18 protein-coding genes are annotated in these 17,317 nt (G+C 45.7%); 7 read left to right on the top strand and 11 right to left on the bottom strand.

What is annotated here, in order from left to right; all coding sequences use genetic code 11:
* Nucleotides 1-27: 27 nt before the first annotated feature.
* Complete coding sequence (locus AC2CZC_RS05960; RefSeq protein WP_484584163.1) at nucleotides 28-2,019, top strand: methyl-accepting chemotaxis protein; 1,992 nt, start codon at nucleotides 28-30, stop codon at nucleotides 2,017-2,019.
* A 98-nt stretch (nucleotides 2,020-2,117) separates the two neighbouring features.
* Nucleotides 2,118-2,336: a TIGR02450 family Trp-rich protein gene (locus AC2CZC_RS05955; RefSeq protein ID WP_484584162.1), complete on the top strand. Its 219-nt coding sequence runs from the start codon at nucleotides 2,118-2,120 to the stop codon at nucleotides 2,334-2,336.
* Nucleotides 2,337-2,343: 7 nt separating this feature from the next.
* Here the strand turns inward: AC2CZC_RS05955 and AC2CZC_RS05950 are convergent, their stop codons facing one another.
* Nucleotides 2,344-3,552 carry a helix-turn-helix transcriptional regulator gene (locus AC2CZC_RS05950; RefSeq protein ID WP_484584161.1) on the bottom strand — a complete coding sequence of 403 codons (1,209 nt, stop codon included), beginning with the start codon at nucleotides 3,550-3,552 and terminating at the stop codon, nucleotides 2,344-2,346.
* Nucleotides 3,553-3,742: 190 nt separating this feature from the next.
* Between AC2CZC_RS05950 and AC2CZC_RS05945 the strand changes: the two genes are divergently transcribed.
* A complete protein-coding gene (locus tag AC2CZC_RS05945; protein ID WP_484584160.1) occupies nucleotides 3,743-4,456 on the top strand; it encodes a DUF2306 domain-containing protein in 714 nt (237 codons plus the stop codon).
* A 162-nt stretch (nucleotides 4,457-4,618) separates the two neighbouring features.
* A complete protein-coding gene (locus AC2CZC_RS05940) occupies nucleotides 4,619-5,431 on the top strand; it encodes an SDR family NAD(P)-dependent oxidoreductase (RefSeq protein ID WP_484584159.1) in 813 nt (270 codons plus the stop codon).
* Here the strand turns inward: AC2CZC_RS05940 and AC2CZC_RS05935 are convergent.
* Nucleotides 5,428-6,318, bottom strand: coding sequence for a LysR family transcriptional regulator (locus AC2CZC_RS05935; RefSeq protein WP_484584158.1), 891 nt, complete (start codon nucleotides 6,316-6,318; stop codon nucleotides 5,428-5,430). The two genes, AC2CZC_RS05940 and AC2CZC_RS05935, sit on opposite strands and share 4 nt — an antisense overlap.
* 98 nt (nucleotides 6,319-6,416) lie before the next feature.
* On the opposite strand from AC2CZC_RS05935, the gene AC2CZC_RS05930 reads away from it, so the two are divergent.
* The gene (locus tag AC2CZC_RS05930; RefSeq protein ID WP_484584157.1) at nucleotides 6,417-7,409 is read left to right on the top strand and encodes a zinc-dependent alcohol dehydrogenase family protein; all 993 of its coding nucleotides are present in this window, start codon (nucleotides 6,417-6,419) and stop codon (nucleotides 7,407-7,409) included.
* A 98-nt stretch (nucleotides 7,410-7,507) separates the two neighbouring features.
* Nucleotides 7,508-7,696, top strand: a complete 189-nt coding sequence (locus AC2CZC_RS05925) for a hypothetical protein (RefSeq protein WP_484584156.1) — start codon at nucleotides 7,508-7,510, stop codon at nucleotides 7,694-7,696.
* A gap of 28 nt (nucleotides 7,697-7,724) precedes the next feature.
* Here the strand turns inward: AC2CZC_RS05925 and AC2CZC_RS05920 are convergent, their stop codons facing one another.
* The 5 genes from AC2CZC_RS05920 to AC2CZC_RS05900 form a co-directional block, all read right to left on the bottom strand.
* The gene (locus AC2CZC_RS05920; RefSeq protein WP_063363357.1) at nucleotides 7,725-8,108 is read right to left on the bottom strand and encodes a hypothetical protein; all 384 of its coding nucleotides are present in this window, start codon (nucleotides 8,106-8,108) and stop codon (nucleotides 7,725-7,727) included.
* Complete coding sequence (locus AC2CZC_RS05915; RefSeq protein ID WP_484584155.1) at nucleotides 8,105-8,701, bottom strand: hypothetical protein; 597 nt, start codon at nucleotides 8,699-8,701, stop codon at nucleotides 8,105-8,107. The genes AC2CZC_RS05920 and AC2CZC_RS05915 overlap by 4 nt, the downstream gene beginning before the upstream one ends.
* 191 nt (nucleotides 8,702-8,892) lie before the next feature.
* Nucleotides 8,893-10,269 (bottom strand): class II fumarate hydratase, encoded by a 1,377-nt coding sequence (locus AC2CZC_RS05910; RefSeq protein WP_237137902.1) that lies wholly within the window; start codon nucleotides 10,267-10,269, stop codon nucleotides 8,893-8,895.
* Between the two features lie 8 nt (nucleotides 10,270-10,277).
* Nucleotides 10,278-10,649 (bottom strand): hypothetical protein, encoded by a 372-nt coding sequence (locus AC2CZC_RS05905; RefSeq protein ID WP_063363359.1) that lies wholly within the window; start codon nucleotides 10,647-10,649, stop codon nucleotides 10,278-10,280.
* Nucleotides 10,650-10,744: 95 nt separating this feature from the next.
* Entirely contained in the window at nucleotides 10,745-10,915 is a 171-nt protein-coding gene (locus AC2CZC_RS05900; protein WP_484584154.1) for a hypothetical protein, read from the bottom strand.
* 198 nt (nucleotides 10,916-11,113) lie between these two features.
* Between AC2CZC_RS05900 and AC2CZC_RS05895 the strand changes: the two genes are divergently transcribed.
* Nucleotides 11,114-11,704, top strand: coding sequence for a DUF938 domain-containing protein (locus tag AC2CZC_RS05895; RefSeq protein WP_484584153.1), 591 nt, complete (start codon nucleotides 11,114-11,116; stop codon nucleotides 11,702-11,704).
* Here the strand turns inward: AC2CZC_RS05895 and AC2CZC_RS05890 are convergent.
* From AC2CZC_RS05890 to AC2CZC_RS05875, 4 genes are read right to left on the bottom strand one after another with little or no spacing between them, the layout of a single operon-like run.
* On the bottom strand, nucleotides 11,681-12,835 hold the full coding sequence (locus AC2CZC_RS05890; protein ID WP_484584852.1) for a GNAT family N-acetyltransferase: 1,155 nt from the start codon (nucleotides 12,833-12,835) through the stop codon (nucleotides 11,681-11,683). The two genes, AC2CZC_RS05895 and AC2CZC_RS05890, sit on opposite strands and share 24 nt — an antisense overlap.
* On the bottom strand, nucleotides 12,831-14,126 hold the full coding sequence (locus tag AC2CZC_RS05885) for an alpha/beta hydrolase (RefSeq protein ID WP_484584152.1): 1,296 nt from the start codon (nucleotides 14,124-14,126) through the stop codon (nucleotides 12,831-12,833). Before AC2CZC_RS05885 ends, AC2CZC_RS05890 begins: the two co-directional genes overlap by 5 nt.
* Nucleotides 14,078-16,828: an ATP-binding protein gene (locus AC2CZC_RS05880; RefSeq protein ID WP_484584151.1), complete on the bottom strand. Its 2,751-nt coding sequence runs from the start codon at nucleotides 16,826-16,828 to the stop codon at nucleotides 14,078-14,080. The genes AC2CZC_RS05885 and AC2CZC_RS05880 overlap by 49 nt, the downstream gene beginning before the upstream one ends.
* A 20-nt stretch (nucleotides 16,829-16,848) precedes the next feature.
* On the bottom strand, nucleotides 16,849-17,310 hold the full coding sequence (locus AC2CZC_RS05875; protein ID WP_063363363.1) for an Lrp/AsnC family transcriptional regulator: 462 nt from the start codon (nucleotides 17,308-17,310) through the stop codon (nucleotides 16,849-16,851).
* Nucleotides 17,311-17,317 lie beyond the last annotated feature (7 nt).

The following is a 17,317-nucleotide window of genomic DNA, read 5'->3' as shown; positions in this document are numbered from 1 at the left end:
ATGTTTAAGAAAAATAGTGGTGCAGTAATGTTACAAGCAATTGCTCGATTGGTTTCTAGCCATATGACAACCGTTGTATTACTACCATGTTTACTCTTAGGCGCAGTGATTTTTTACGATGTATCCATGTCGGCTAAACGGATGAACGACGCCTATGATGCAGAGTACAATGCGTTTTTGAGCCATATGGTATTAAGTGTTATCCATGAGACGCAAAAAGAGCGCGGAGCCTCAGCGGGCTTCATCGGCTCTAAAGGCGCTAAGTTTAAAGATAACTTGCGTCAGCAGCGTACTCAAACAGATAGATTGATTGCCACGCTTAAACAGGAAAAACTGAAGTGGGATCTGATCCCCGACATAGCCAAAGAGTTGGCCGAGTTTGAACGCATGTTTGGCAATTTGTTGCAAATCCGCAGTCGTGTAGATGCCTTGTCTATTTCACTTCCTGAAGCACTGAAGTTTTACACTGATATCAATCTTAAAGCATTGCATATGGTGATCACCGCATCGCGGCTGAGTAACGATCACACCATTGCCACTGAATTGGTGGCCATCTACAACTTTTCTAGCGCCAAAGAGTCCGCGGGGATTGAGCGCGCCGTATTATCTAATGTATTGAGCCGAGACAGTTTTACGCCAGCACTGAAAACCAAACATGTTGCACTGATGACTAAGCAAGACGTGTACTTAGAAGAAGCGCTTGAGGCCTCGCCTCTAGAAATGAAACGTATCTTAGAGCAGGCACTCAGTGGCAGTGCCTTTCGCGAAGTGGCCCGTTATCGCAGTGGCGTTGAAAGTAAAAATGACAATTTTGGACTGGATGCGGAGAGTTGGTTCAAAGCAGCCACAGATCGTATTAACGCACTGAAAGCAGCGGAAGAAAAAGCACTGAACTTGGTGGATGAAACGGCCATTAAAATTCAGCAGCACGCGGTGTGGGTGCTGGTTATAGAGCTGATCATTTTAGTTGTTGGTCTAGTGATCACCGCGGCATTATTTTTTGCGATACGGCTGCGTCGCCGCCAGTCAGCAAAAATTGCCGAAGGCATAGACATTGCCATGCTAAACAAAAACCTTGGCCATGAGATTGGCGTCATCTCTAAAGATGAGCTGGGTAAGTCTGCTAATAATATCAATAAATTAACCCGCCAATTTGAAGATGATTTGATTGAGTTTGCCAGGGTGTCTTCCAGCATTGCAAATGCCTCCCAAGAAACGGCTACGGCGATACAGCAAAGCCAAGAAAATTTAGTGAGTCAGCAATCTGGTATTCAAACGATTGCATCTGCCTCTGAGCAGATGAGCGCCAACATTCAAGTGATTGCCAATTCGATGAACGAAAACGCGGCGGCTGCAAAAACCGTGACCCAAGAATCATTACAAGGTCAGCAAGTGGTGGCTGATGCAGTGCAAGTGATCCAGCAAGCCTCAGATGATATGGCACGCTCTGCACAATCGGTGGATGCACTGAATGAGCGTGTAGGCAGCATTTCTTCCATGGTTGAAATGATAAAAAGTATTGCAGAGCAGACCAATTTACTGGCATTGAATGCCGCCATTGAAGCGGCCCGTGCGGGTGAGCAAGGGCGTGGTTTTGCCGTGGTGGCTGATGAAGTACGAAGTCTTGCCAGTCGTACACAAAAATCAACAGAAGAAATTTCAGCCTTGGTGAGTGAGTTACAAACCAGTTCTTCAGAGGCGTCTGATGTGATCACACAAGGTAAAGAGAATGCGTTGGAAGCAGCGCAGCGCGCTGAAGAAATTAAACGGGCGCTTGAGCAAATAGTTGAACAAGCTCAACAAGTTGAATTGGTGACCGAGTCTGTATCGAGTAATACTCAGCAGCAAAGCAACGCCATTGATGAAGTGAGCAAAAATATCAACGGCATATTCCAAAAAGCCACAGAAAATGTCAGTGGCGCCGAGCAAATCAATATTGCCGCCACAGACATTGCCAGAGCCGCACAAATGATGGATAAATTAATAGCTGAATACACGGTGAGTCAATCAGTGCGCTGATCCTATGTAGGCGTGCTGATCGGGTATGCCTGTTGTCATGTTGATCTGGGATGACAAATTTGGCGTATCAAACAGCAAATTAATTGTAAACTTTATTTATGCAGCACACACTTACTCCAAAAAAGTTGCTCCACAGTAAGTGGACGTCAGTGAGCCCAGCGCACAAAGAAAAGCACTTTATGGTCACGTCAGTCGAGTTTGATGAAGATGGCAAAGTGATAGAGTGCATTATTGAAGCCTTGATGACGAAACGTGAAATTGCCATTAATTGGCGCGCGCTCAAAGACCCTAAAGTTTGGAAAATGGGCTGGAAGTAGACCTAAGCTAAGTTTCCTTTTTTCGGTAGGCAGTGGGTGTCATGCCGGTGTGTTTTTTAAAGGCGGTATAAAAAGCAGACTTAGAATTAAAACCGACCGACATGGCCACATCCAATATGGTTTTATCACTGTGTATGAGGCTCTGCTTTGCTGCATCGACACGGTGCTGATTTACAAAATCGAAAAAGCGGATATCTAGCGTTTCATTTAAGGTTTGAGAAATGTAATGACTCGGTGCATGAATGTGCGCTGCGAGTTTTGGCAGTGATAAAGCAGCGTCAAGATAGAGCTTATCACTGTGCATTGCATGCTGTAATTTTGTGGCAATTCTTTGCGCTTGCTGAGTGCCTAAAGCAGAGCGCTGATACTTTTCTTCATTGCTGGATGTCGGTTCGTCCGTCAGCGTTTGATTGGGCACAGAGGTGCTCTCAAGGTGATAGCACTCCGCAAACCCCGGCTTTTGTCTCAATCCCCACAGAGATAAGCTATATACAAGCAGTAATAGTAAAGTGGCATGCAGATACGGGCTAAGCTGAATTGGACTTAGCAGGTTATCGAGTACTAAGTTCGTTGCGATGAATAGCCACACTCCGCCGACAGAAGCTAATAACCAGACCAGCCAGTGCAGCTCTTTTTGCTCGGTAGATGCAAACACATCTTTGAGCCTGATATGGTAATCACGCAGCAGACTGAGGATTTTGTAAAAGTACCAAGCTGATTGTACCACCCAACCGAGCACGCAGACAAACGTCATGATCAGTAAGCCATAGATGATTATTTGAAGCAGGTTGGGGGCGTGCGCAATGACGGTGAGCTCATCACTCATTAAAATCCCATGTTGATAGCGTGCAGGCAAACACAGTGCAATGAGGGCAATGAGGCTACCAATACATGCGGGGATCAAATGCCTCATATCATGACGTGAGAGTTGCCAAGGGGTACTACTGGTCAATGCATGAGCGTATAGCCATAAACTTGGCGCGATCAGTAACAAGGCGGGTAAGGACGTAATGAGGTTGAAAATTTGCCACTCTATTGGCAGTAATACTTTGCTGATGGGCAGCATGGCAATAAGTCCAATGGCAAGCAAACAGACTGCCAAAGGCCAATAAATGTGATAAGTACGCACCCGCAAAATCAGTTGATGTGCACTAAAAATAATGACACATAATGTGGCCACATTGAGGGCAAATAGACTGGGTTGTTCTACAATCATCCGTCTGGCTGAGACCTTATTGTCAAAATAAAAATAAGCATATAAAACAAAATGCTAAATAAGTTTCAAACCATGATTAGCGCCAAGTTTTTTTGCTGTTTTTGTCCTGCCCAATCAGCTAGGACGACCGCTTTTTAATCATCTTACATAATCATCGCATCCTTCACCAGATGAATTAAGTGAGTAAATAATGACGAGCAACAATCAACCCGTCGCATTTAATTGGCCAGTGATCAGTGGCCTGCTTTTAATCATGGCGATCCCCGGTATACCCGCCATCATCATTATTGCGTTAGTGCTGTTAGGTCAAACTGATGTTTTAGGCATGGCTGATGTCATAAACCCTCAGTACTTAGCTGCGCCTGCAGCGATATTAACCCATGCGATGGCGGGGGTAACATTCTTTTTAACCATGCCTTGGCAGTTTTCGCCTCGTCTTCGTATACGCTACCCGCGCTGGCACAAGCTTGCTGGACGCATCGCGGTGATAGCTGGTTGCACTATGGCGTTATCTGGAATTTGGCTACACCTTGTGTTGTCTCCAAATGAGTTAGGTGGGCGCTTTATTTCGTTGGTTGTGATGAGTATCGCAATTGTGGGGGCGTTTTCAGTGGCAGTTTGGCAGATAGTACGCGGACAAGTGGCTGGTCATAAAAAGTGGATGATGCGCGCGGTGGCGATAAGTTTAGCGGCCATTACACCGCTATTTCTTGGCATGATAGTACATTTGCTATTGAGTCCTTGGCAAGAGACATTTGCGCCTCTGCTCAGCCTTTACCATGATTACGACAGATTGGTCGCCATGTTGATTAACCTAGTCGTGGTTGAGTGGTTAAGTAAAAAGCCTCAAAAAGCGGGCGAGCCAAACAGGTCTGCCATGTCAGCACCATTGTGTGAAAAATAAAGACGCCGTGTTTGAAAAAAGCGTTAGAGCGTGGTTTTGATGTTCATTATCAATTTATTTTTGAAACTGATTTAAAAATATACACCATTATCAATATGAGTTAGGTGTATTAAAGTGATCCGCAGACATGATTGACACGGTTAAAGGACAAAGGGGAGCGCAATGAGCAAAACCATATTAATTACCGGATCGACAGATGGCATTGGCAAAGCCTGTGCAATTACCTTGTTGATGCAAGGGCATCGTGTGTTATTACATGGTCGTAATCAAGATAAGTTAGATGCATTGTGTGATGAGCTCTCAACGCGCTTTGGCAGTGATCGTGTAGCAGGTTATTGTGCGGATCTGTCTGTGATGGCTGAGGTCTCTTCGCTGGCAAAGGCCGTCACTGAAGATAACACCCAGTTAGATGTATTGATCAACAATGCTGGCGTGTTTAAAACCACACAAACGCTGACTAGTGATGGCTATGATATGCGCTTTATGGTCAATACCATTGCCCCTTATATTTTGACAAACGCCCTGCTCGCCATTGTGCCAAAACAAGGGCGTATTATTAACTTATCATCTGCTGCTCAGTCGCCGTTTGAGGCGAGCGAGTTATTAACTCCCAGCAACCTATCGTCGGGGGCTGTGTATGCAAAAAGTAAATTAGCGCTGACCATGTGGTCGATGTGTTTAGGTGCGCAATTAAAAGTGAGTGGGCCGTGTATGGTGGCAGTGAATCCCAAGTCTTTTTTAGGCAGTAAAATGGTCCAAGAAGCTTATGGTATGCAAGGCAGTAGTGTGCAGTTGGGCGCGGATATTTTGGTTGAAGCGACCCTGGGTGAGCGTTTTGCTGACGCTGGCGGGCTGTATTTTGACAATGACATTAATCAATTTAGCCCACCCCATCAAAGCGCCATGGATCAAAGCTTGATGGCCGACTTAATGGAGACTTTGACGCAGTTACAGCAACAAACAAAGCTCATTTAATCCCAGTAGGGCACATCTCCGATATAGGCTTTGAGATAGTCAATAAACACGCGCACTTTGGGGGCCAGCATGCGAGAGCTTGGATAAACGGCCCACAGTGCGGTGTCATTGACAAGGGGCGCTTCTTTTAACACTTGCACCAACTTGCCTTCTTGCAGTGCTTGATAGGCACACCACATTGAGCACAGTGTGATCCCCATACCGCGTATGCACGCATCCCGAATGGCTTCGCCATTGTCTATTTGCAGTCCACCGATGGGCTTAAACTTGATGTGCTCTGTCGCACCTTCAAAGACCCAGTGATCTATGCCGGTTAAGTTAATCAGGGGGTGAGCGCTTAATTGTTCAACTGAGTTGGGCATGCCGTGCTTGGCAATATACTCAGGGGATGCACATAAAATACGGGTATCGCTGGCAAGTTTACTGGCTATTAGGGAAGAATCACTCAGTGCCGCATTGCGAATAGCCACATCGAAACCCCCTTCAACCATATCAACGATACTGTCGCTCAAGCGAAGATCTATTTTCAGTTCAGGGTAGCGCTGTGTAAATTCCACCAACGCGGGCACGATGTGCATACGCCCAAATGAGGCCGGGGCGGTGATCCGCAATGTCCCTTGCGGTGTGTGGCTGCCTGCGCCGATGGCGGCTTTAGCGACTTCAACGCTCTCGAGTACAGACTCTGCATGGGGTAAAAAAGCCAACCCTTCTTCAGTTAAGGCCACTTTTCGGGTGGTGCGATAGAGCAGTTGTGTTTCCAGCGTCTCTTCTAATTTATTGATATGGGCGCTGGCAACCGCTGCTGAGAGCCCCAGCTCTTTACCTGCTAGGCTAATGTTATGTGTAGCGGCGATGCGGGTGAATAATTTTAAATGCGAAATGTTCATTATCAATCAAATCTAAAAACTGATTGTATTTATATCGATATTATCAAAAGTATAGTTAAAAAATATACTGTTTGTATTCACTGAACGAGGATTTAATCATGAAAGCAATGGTCATCAATGAATTTGGCGGTACAGATGTATTTACACAAACAGAAGTGACAAAGCCGGAAGTCGGCACGGGACAGGTTCGCGTGAAGGTAATGGCGAGCAGTATCAACACGGTGGATATGATGATCCGTGAAATGGGGCCGGCGCTGCCACTCTCGCCTGCACTGCCCGCTATTTTAGGTATGGACTTTGCTGGCGTGATTGAGTCAATCGGTGAGAGCGTAGATGGTTATCGCGTTGGTGATGAGGTCTATGGTTGTGCGGGGGGCTTAGCTGATCTGCCAGGCGCATTGGCTGAATACATGATTGCCGACGCCAATTTAATTGCACATAAGCCGAATTCATTAAGCATGCGTGAAGCCGCAGCCCTGCCACTAGTCGGGATCACCGCATATGAAGGCTTGGTACGTGCAGGCGTTGCAGATGGACAGCGCGTACTTGTACATGGTGGTGCAGGTGGAGTCGGCCATGTGGCGGTGCAGTTAGCGGCTCATTTTGGTGCAGAGGTGTTTGCAACGGGCTCTAAACCAGACCAATTGGATTTAATCACGCGTTTAGGTGCAACCCCCATTAACTATCAAACAGAATCGGTGGCGGATTATGTCGCCACGCATACACAAGGGGCGGGTTTTGACTTGGTATACGACTCGGTAGGTGGAGCAAACTTATTGAACTCATTTGAAGCGGCTGCACTGAACGGCCAGATTGCGACGACGGTGTCGTTGGCTGAGATTGATTTATCTGTGGCGCATTTTAAAGGGTTGTCATTGCATGTGGTCTTTATGCTTATCCCTATGCTGCATAATGTGAAGCGCACTGAGCATCACCATATTTTGGCCAGTATGGCTGACATTGTCGATGCAGGTAAACTTAAACCTGTGCTTGATGCTGCGGATTTGAGCTTTGCACAGGTCGGTGATGCCCATGCACGATTAGCCAGTGGTCAAGCGATGGGCAAGGTTGTGGTGAGTAACCTTTGGTAAAAAGAAATCGGCACTGGCTGTTGCTGCAATTAAAATAGGTGCAGATTTGACAATGTACCGCTATGATAAAATTATGAATCTAAGCGTATGAGTTGTCAGTGTCTTTTTATTTATTATCGCTATTGTTGATGTTTGCGTTATTCGGTGTGGCATCGACTTATTTGTTGCGCTTTATGTATTGTTACTGGTTCAAAAAGCGCTTGGTGCTGTCTTATTTGGGTTCTGCGGGTTTGTGTGTTGTTTTGGTGGTGCCATTGCTACTGCTGAACCACTTCTTCGCGGGATAGGCAGTGATAGGGCTCACTGCCTATAAACTTATTTCAATACGATTGATTTGCAAGTATTGCTGATACACAGTGCTTGAATGGGTAGCACTGGTTCGCAAATTTCGCTAGCGATCTTATCTTTATTATCGGCTTGCTCAGCTAGGGTGACTGCTTTAGCCGCGCGTTCGACATCGTCTTCATTCACATTACGTGACGAGTACACTAGGTATCGGCTTGGCCCACCACAGGTTAGTCGCTCGCCAACTGCAATGACTTTGCATTGAAAGCTGGCATCACAGCCTTTATCTGCAATGACCTGTTCAAGCGAACTGCTGGAATGGTTCTGAGTAAGTTGTGCGCCTGTTTCGGTGGTTGCACAGCCCGTCAAAAATATCATTGATAGACCAAAAACAATGCCGAGTTTACACTTCATCGATAGTCCCTAGTTGGTGATTTGTTCGTACCACCTAGTGTAACACAAGTATTTTCAACACATTGAGTTGTTGGTTGACGTAAATGCTCACAGATGCTGATCATGCCATGTTTGGCATTATACTGAGCTTCACTGTCAGTGAGTTTTTTAGCTAGTTCGTACACTTTGTTTTGATCTGCGGTTTTGGTAGAGAATACCAAGTAACTTGAAGGCCCACCGCATGCACGGCTACCTACAGGAATGGCAAGACATTGGCTATTACTGTCACAGCTTTTGTCTTTGGTAATGAAGTTTAAATACTTATGCTGATTTTGGATCCCAGCTTGTGAGATTTCATCTTCGTTGTAGTGGGCAATGGGCTCAGCTTTGGTGATCATTTTCGCCGGAGCTGGCTTACCATGGCCAGTATCGTGACGCACTGCTGACTTGGTTTGTAGTTGTGCTGGTGCCAGTTGTTTTTTGTTTTGCTTAACCGGTTGCTCAGCGACTTTTGATTGTGTTTGTTGTGACTGGGTTGTTTCAGAGTCTGCTTTTGTACTGGAACACCCTGAAATAACCAATAGGCTAGCGAGCGTTAGCTTAAATGCGTTCATAATCTATCCTGTTTTTTTTTTAACAGTGTGCCGTGCTTTGTGATGAGATACAAGAGCCAGCACGCTATGGGTTGAGCAACTTAATGGGTGAAAACTGTCCCAATTCAGTGAGCCATAGCTCGCCTGTATCATAGCTGAATAGCCTCAGGCGAGCGTGCATAAACCCAATATAAGATTAGAGCGCTTTTTGCTTACAGACCACCCTCAGTGAGTTTTTGTGGATCAAGCAGTGTTTTAAGCTCATCTTCACTCAGATCCGTATGCTCTGCGGCCACTTCAATAATTGGGCGTCCTTCTTTATAGGCTAGTTTCGCAATGGCAGCTGCTTTTTCATAGCCGATCACCGGATTCAGTGCAGTCACTAAAATTGGGTTACGCGATAGTGCACGCTGAATGTTCTCTTCGTTGACTTTAAACGTTGCGATGGCTTTATCTGCGATTAGGCGAGAGATGTTTGCCAACAACTCAATGCTTTGTAAGATGTTGTAGGCAATCACAGGCAGCATGACGTTAAGCTCAAAATTACCTGACTGACCACCGACTGTGATTGTGGCGTCGTTACCGATCACCTGCGCACTGACCATGGCCGCTGCTTCAGGGATCACAGGGTTGACTTTGCCCGGCATGATTGAAGAGCCAGGTTGAAGTGCTTGCAATTCAATCTCAGCTAAGCCAGCCAATGGGCCTGAGTTCATCCAGCGTAGGTCGTTGGCAATTTTCATGTTTGCGACGGCCAAAGTTTTTAACTGGCCAGAAAGTGCAACGATGGCATCTTGTGAGCCAATGTTATAGAAGAAGTTTGGACTTGGGTTAAAACGAATACCCACGTTGCTGCTTAAATATGTATTAAATGATGCTGCGAATTGCTTATCAGCGTTAACGCCTGTTCCCACAGCGGTGCCACCTTGGCCTAGCTGATACACTTTTTCTAGAGAAGACAAAATGCCTTCGTATGCTGAGTCAATTTGCTGTTGCCAGCTGCTGAGGGTTTGAGCAAACGTCACAGGCATCGCATCCATTAAGTGTGTACGACCTGTTTTTACATGGTGACCCACTTCTTTGCTCTTTCTTTCAATGGTTTGTGATAAATGCTTAAGCGCTGGAAGCAGTTCATAAACCGCCGATGTTGCGCTACTGACGTGGATTGCCGTTGGGATCACATCATTCGAGCTTTGCCCCATGTTGACATCGTCATTGGGGTGGATGTTTAAGCCACTTTGTTGGCTAGCAAGTGTCGCAATCACTTCATTGGCATTCATGTTTGAGCTGGTGCCAGAACCAGTTTGAAATACATCAACAGGGAATTGATCTAGGTGAGCACCATCAATGATTTGCTGACAGGCTGTTGCAATGGCTTTGGCTTTATCTTGATCTAGGTGACCTAACTGTGCATTGGCTTCTGCTGCAGCTTGCTTGATATAAGCAAGGGCACGAATAAAGCTGGTTGGCATGGTTAAGTCACTGACAGGGAAGTTGTTCACAGCGCGCTGTGTTTGTGCTTGATACAGTGCTGTTTCTGGTACTTCTAAAGTGCCCATGCTATCAGATGCGGTGCGGTAAGTGGTCATACTGACTCCTAGTTAAAAGGATTAAATTCGTGACTGATGATCCTAGCTTCGCGCTCAAGGCGGTAAAAAGGCGCCATAGAACGGTGTTGTTTTTTATAAAAACGTTTTAATGCTAGAAGCGGTTTATGAAGTTGCTCGAAACATTGTTGGCGAAAGCTCTGGTGAACGAGTGGATCTGCAATGTGATTGAGTAATTCAAAAAAGACACGTCGTAAATAGAGTTCTTGTAATAACACGCATGGTTTTTTTTCATACCACTTAGCCAGCTTGAATCCATCTTCGATAAAATTGGCTACATGTACAGGGGCCTCTAAGTAAGGGCGTTCACATTGTGTATCTAAGCGGGGTTGAAACTGACATAGAACTTGCGGTGTAACCATGACGTATTATATTTTAGTGTAACGATAATTATTATCATTACACTAAAATAGGAGATTAGCAACCCTTATGCGGATTGTAAGTGATGGTGTTATTGTCAGTTATAACCCAAGATAAACTGTTCTGTGGTTTGATCTTTTTCCTGCTCTTTACTGCTGAGCAGATCAGCGACTTCTTGCTGATAGGTTTGCTTAGACTCAGCGGTTTCTTGCTCTGGGATATGGCCTAAGCTTTGGTTGGGCATATGTGTCACTTTTGAGTACTTCATTTTTGGCATCTCCATACAGGGTTTTTGAACGGGTACACTAGGTACTTATAGTCAATACCTATGTTTTTTGCATACCATATACCAAAATTTTTTTATCTATATTTATCAGCACAGTAAATAGACATTGAGAATAACTCGTTGCAAAATGGGAATCACATTGCGCCAACTCGGCGCGTAAGTGGTCTATTTAGGTGCAAAATGACAAAGCCATTCTCTCAAGCGTGTGAAAATAATAAAGGGCCGATTTTAGCCCATTTGGCACCCTTCGTAGGTGAGGCACAGAGCGTATTGGAAGTGGGCTCTGGGACTGGCCAGCATGCAGTGCATTTCGCTAAAGCACTCCCCCATGTGATCTGGCAAACCGCTGACTTGCCTTGCAATCATGACGGGATTATCAGTTGGTGTGAAGAGGCAGCGTTGGATAATTTGCGCCTTCCATTAGCGTTGGATTTAAACCAACAATGGCCTGTGGCAAAGGTGCCTGTGATTTATACGGCCAATACTTTGCACATCGTTTCTAAAGCGCTGGTCGAGCGCTTTTTTACCGGTGTTGAGCGTCACCTCGATACTGACGGGAAAGTCATAATTTATGGCCCTTTTAATTATCAAGGCGCATTTACGTCGCAAAGTAACGCCCAGTTTGATGCTTTTTTAAAGTCTCGTGACCCTGACAGTGGGATCCGTGACATTGAATGGCTCACGGCCCTTGCGACGGCTGCAGGCCTTAAGTTAGTGGCTGATCATGCCATGCCAGCCAATAACCGGCTACTGTGTTTTAAACGGCAGTAATGTTGTGCACTGGCGTGCATAATTGGCAATCTGGCTGCGCTCGGTATTGATAAAATCGTCTATTGCTTGGCTAAATAAAGGGTGGCAGATGGTGTGATACGAGCGCGTAAACACGGGTTCAAATCCTCTTAGCAGTTTGTGCTCCCCTTGTGCGCCAGCGTCAAAACGCGCCAATTTATGCGCAATGGCATAGTCGATCCCTTGGTAATAACAGAGCTCAAAATGTAAGTGCTCACTATGCTCTAGTGTTCCCCAATACCTGCCATATAATGTGTCTTTATCTTGAAGGTATAAGCTGGCAGCAATCAATTCCTGTGCATTGGGTTGGTCGTGTTTTCGATAGGCACAGCAGAGTTTTACTTGCTCTGGAATGGCATTAAACAGCAGCTCAAAAAATGCGCGAGTTAAATAGCCATTGTGTCCGGAACGTTTACGATAGGTTTGACAGTAACATTGATAAAAAAGATCTATGATATTTTTATCAATGTGCGATGCATCCAGCCAGACAATGGACAGTTCTGAGCTTTTAACCTTGTCACGTTCTTTTTTTATCATTTTGCGCTTACGCGCTTTCATCGTCGCTAAAAAGGCATCAAAATCCGCATAATCTTGATTATGCCAATGGAATTGCACACCATGGCGTTCAAGTAACTGGGCACTGAGCCAAGCTTCTTCTTGGCGCGGGAAATTGACATGCCAGCCAGACCAAGCTTGTTGCGCCGCTTCGTCATCGAGAACAGATTGAATGAATTGATACAGTGTCTCTGTGGGGGCTTCACATAAGAGCCGCGCGCCGACTACTGGCGTAAACGGCACACCAGATAACCACTTGGGGTAGTAATCTAGGTTGTGTCGCTCATAGGCTTCTGCCCATGCCCAATCAAATACATATTCCCCGTATGAGTGGCTTTTAATATATCCAGGCAAAATGGCGACCGGGTGCGCGGTGTCTTGCTGGTATACCACCAAGTGATAAGGCTGCCAGCCTGTTTCGCGTCTTACACTGCCACTGAGTTCAAGGGCTGATAACCACGCATAGCTGGTAAATAAACTATCACCTGCTAAACGCTGCCAATGTGATTGCTCTACGGCACTGATGCTGGTTACAAATTGATGACGATACGACTTAATGGACATGATGATTTAAGAACTCACTGAGTTGTTTGACCAAACCGGCGTAGTCAGGATTAAAAGTGACTCTGGCAAGTGGTGTGTGTGCCGCTTTATTGGTGCTGTGGTGTTCGCCAAAGGTAATTTGCTGTGCAGATTTACATGCTTGATAGGCGGCTTTATCGGCAAAATAGCTGCCGCAGTGGCGATACGCGCCCTGCTCGCCGTAGTAGGGGTGATGTTGTGGTATCAGCAAACCAACGTGCGACATATCAATGACCTTGTCAAGTTTATCAATGCGTGTGAGTGCTATACGTTGGTCAAGCTCTATGGGATTATTTGCATAGAGCCGCAATGCCAGTGGGGCGCTGTGTGTTTTGGCCCATCGAGTTAGCAAATTCAGTGTGGCTTGGCTATCTATGGTGGCATCAACATCGCTCATTATGGTTAAAATAGGCAGATCTGTTGGCACGCTACTTTGCATCATATCCATCATAACATTATGTACTAAGGCTGCTGCGGCAAGGGGGAAAGACTCATACTTGGCAAAATCGAGATCGGCATCTTCATCCAGCCAATTCATCAGCGGTAGCCAATCAACCCACTGTGCCATCCAGCTGTTTTTGTTATGTGACTCTGTGGCTGGCGCAACCAATGCTAAGGCTTTGAGGTTAGATGGTGTGCGCTTTTCAATCTCAAGGGTCGCTAATGCCGCACCGGTTGAGAAGCCCATAACGGCAAAGTGCTTGAAATCTTTGCTGGTACGCTCAATGGCGTAACTGACATGACGCTGCCAATCGCGATTGGATACGCGTCGTAAATCATCTGCTGCCGTGCCATGGCCTGGTAACAGCAAGGTTCTGACATTAAAGCCCTGGCGATATAAATCTTGTGCAATGGTATTAAAAATATAAGGTGAATCGGTTAAACCATGGATCAGCAAAATGCCTTTGTCTTGGTTGTGATGTAAAAGCTGGTAAGGGGCGATGTGATCAATGACTTGAGCTTGCTTCGCTTGCACAGGCACAGCTGCTGGCAGTGGACAGGGAAGCGTTGCCCGTTTGTTGCGCTTTAATATCAGGGCTCTGGTGGCATCGATATACTCAGCGTAAGCCATATTTTTTGTTAGTCTAATGGTGGCGGGACCTATGTTATTCGCATTGCGGTATTCGCCAGTTTGGATGCCTTTTACGTACTGTTGATGATCTGTGGGCAGTGTTGTGCAGTCGTGTGCAGAGGCACTGACTACCCACAGTGTTGAGATTAAGCCGATGAATTTTTTGAGCATATTTGAGCGTAATGAGCCAGACATGCTCCTAGCTTATCGCGATCAAGGGGTTTTGCAAGATGGCTGTTAAATCCAATGGCCAAGGCATAAGATTTGTCCTCAGGCATGACATCTGCAGTGAGCGCCACAATGGGTAATGCTTTTTGATCGTATTGCTGACGCAGTGTCGACGTGGCTTGATAGCCATCTAATATCGGCATTTGGCAGTCCATCAGTACTAGGTCAAACTTGCCTTGTTGGACGGTCGCAATGGCTTGTTGACCATTGGCGACTAATTCATATTTCACGCCAAAAGAGTCTAACATGGATCTGATCACGATTTGATTGACAGGGTTGTCCTCTGCCACCAAAACGCGGAGTTTGGCAATCTGCGTTTCATCGAATTGCGGGCGTGAGACACTGGTTGCTTCACCAAATGGACAGCGGATAGCAAAGTGAAAGTGGCTGCCAACATCTATTTGGCTTTCGACATGTAAACTGCCGCCCATTCTATCCGATAGCTCCTTGCTGATAGCTAAGCCCAATCCCGTGCCGCCAAAACGTCGTGAGGTTGAATCATCCGCCTGCACAAACGGCGAGAAAATATGTTTGATCTGCTTGGCATCGATGCCTATGCCAGTGTCTGAAACGCTGAATTGGACCCGATAATCGGCATCGCTTTCTATTACTTCACAGTGCAAACTTACTTGACCATGCTGGGTAAATTTAAGCGCGTTACTACACAAGTTGATCAACACCTGCTCTATTCTCAGTTCATCACCTTTAAGCCAAACGGCATGGTCAACGTTACTGTACAATCGCCAACTTAAGCCCTTTTCTTTGGCATTGGCAGAGAATAGATTATCCATATGGGCAAGTAACTTTTGTAGGTCAAAGTCATGGTGCTCTATGTGTAGTTTATTCGATTCAATTTTGGTGATATCGAGAATATCGTTTACAAGGCCCAGCAATGTTTTGGCGGACATATTGATATGCTCGATATACTTTTTAATGACATCGAGGGAGTGTGAGGTATTTGTCAATGAGGCAAAGCCGATCACCGCATTGAGTGGTGTGCGGATTTCATGGCTCATATTGGCAAGAAAGCGACTCTTTGCTTGGTTTGCTTGCTGTGCATCCTGCAGGGCAACATTAAGCGATTCAGTGCGCGCTGCGACCAAGTGGTTGAGGGCGATATTTTGGTAATTGTAGAGCAACACGATAAAGGTGATGAGCGCACAAATACACAGCTGTAGGGTCAATAGCCAAATCGTTTGCTGATGGTTTAAGTGACTTATATAGCTGTCTTTAATTGCCAAAGTTAAACGCCATGTTTGGCCCGCAAAGCGAATTTGAGTACTGTAATGGGTATCAGCATGATAGGGTTTTTTGGCTGTATCATAGTTGCTGAAAAAAGGGGTTTCACTGTTGCCATCATAAAAGGCGAGGTCGTAGTTATTCGCCAATGTCATTTTGAGTACTGAGGTGAGCAAGACATCCGTTTGCACTACGCCAATGGCATACCCGACAATATCTGCATTGAGTGTTTGCTGTGTCGTGTCGTTTTGATGAAAGACTGGTGAAAAAAGTACATAGGCAGGTTTGGCTGGCTGTGTTTGTACCAGCTTAACCACATTGGTTGCTCTGGGCTGCAGAATAATTTCTGGGTCTTCTAAAGCGGCTTTGCGATTGGCCCGAGAGTAAATGTTGAAACCGAGCGAGGCAAAATTTTCTGCTTGCGGGGAGACATATTTCACTACCACCATGGGGTCACTACTATTGAGTGGTGGACCATGCAATAACACTTCCTTTCGATACAGTGTATCTAGCTCTGCTTGTAAGGTCTGTGCGTCTGACTGCGCAATGCGTTGCCCCCAAGAAACAGCAAATAAAAAGGGATAGCGCTCCCTTTGCTGTTGGGCAATTTGCATAAATTTATCTTGGCTAAATTGGGGTTGAGACTGCAATTTAGCAGCGACACCTTGTACTGCAAGCATACTGAGATTGACATGTCTGAGTACGACATTTTCGATAATATCGACTTCGCGCAGTGCCTCTCTTTGCGCTGCTGTTAAGTTAGCCTGGTTCGATAAATAGGTGGTGGCGGTGACTGACAGAAATAAGATTGCGCAGGTTGCCAACATGATGCGCTTGTGTTGGTAACCACGCGGTTTAAACACCGTCATATTCAGCAGCATGAGTAGTAAAGGGGTAAAAATCAAAATGCCAAGGCTGTCCCCTAGCCACCAAGCAATGACATTTTGCCAGTGTTGTGAAAAGGCATATTGGGGGTTAAACAGGCTTAAAGCGAGCATGCCGATATTGGCTGACGTGACATTGGCCAGTATGCCAACCAGCAACACATAGTAAGCGATGTTCTTTCTTGAGCGCATTAATAATGGGTCGCCAAGCCACAACCGCATTAAATATCCCCCCAATAAGCCCTGTATTACTGCGCCTGAGGCGACCACCGTTACTTGGACAATATCACTGTAGTGATTGATGTGGGTTTGCAGCCCAAAATAGGTGGTCCAATTAAATAGGACAGAAGCGAAAAATATTGCAGGGGCAAAGCGCCACCCCCATAAAAAGCAGCCAACAAGGGCAATACCTGCTGGTAGCCAAATTGGCAGTACCTGATCTTCAAATGCGATGAGGGTGAAGAGTTTTCCAAAGCCAAAGTAGCTGAGTGCCAACCCGATATAGGCAAGCACATGATGCAATGACGAGCGGAATTGAATGTGCATAAACTAAATGCCTTTAAAACTCATAGTGGAACGCCGCGTTTATTGAAGGTTTGCTTCAACACAATGGTTGATTCAACAGCTGCAATAAAATCTAAAGATGCGAGGCTGTGCTTAACAAAGTGTTCATAACTGGGTAAGTCCTCAGCAATGATCTCCAGTAAGTAGTCATGACTGCCAGATACCACAGAACAACTTCTGATCTGTTGCAGTGCATCAACATGGTTTTCGAAACTTTCTGCCGCTTTGACTGAGTTTTTGGTTAGTCGAATAAATGCATAAACAAGAACAGAGTAGCCGACAGCTGGAGGTGATATATCGGCATGATACCCCAAAATGACACCATCTTGTTGTAATTTTTTAACTCGGCGTAAGCAAGGTGTATCGGATAGGCTGGCTTGCTCGGCAAGTGCCGCGTTACTCAGTCGCGCATTCTGCTGTAATGCGCTAAGTAAAATCCTATCTTTGTTATCAATGTCAGCCATATTAGTT

It is taken from the genome of Pseudoalteromonas sp. MMG033, assembly GCF_057197785.1.
The sequence above is the reverse complement of the archived record's forward strand: the minus strand, read 5'-3'. Positions and strand labels throughout refer to the sequence as shown.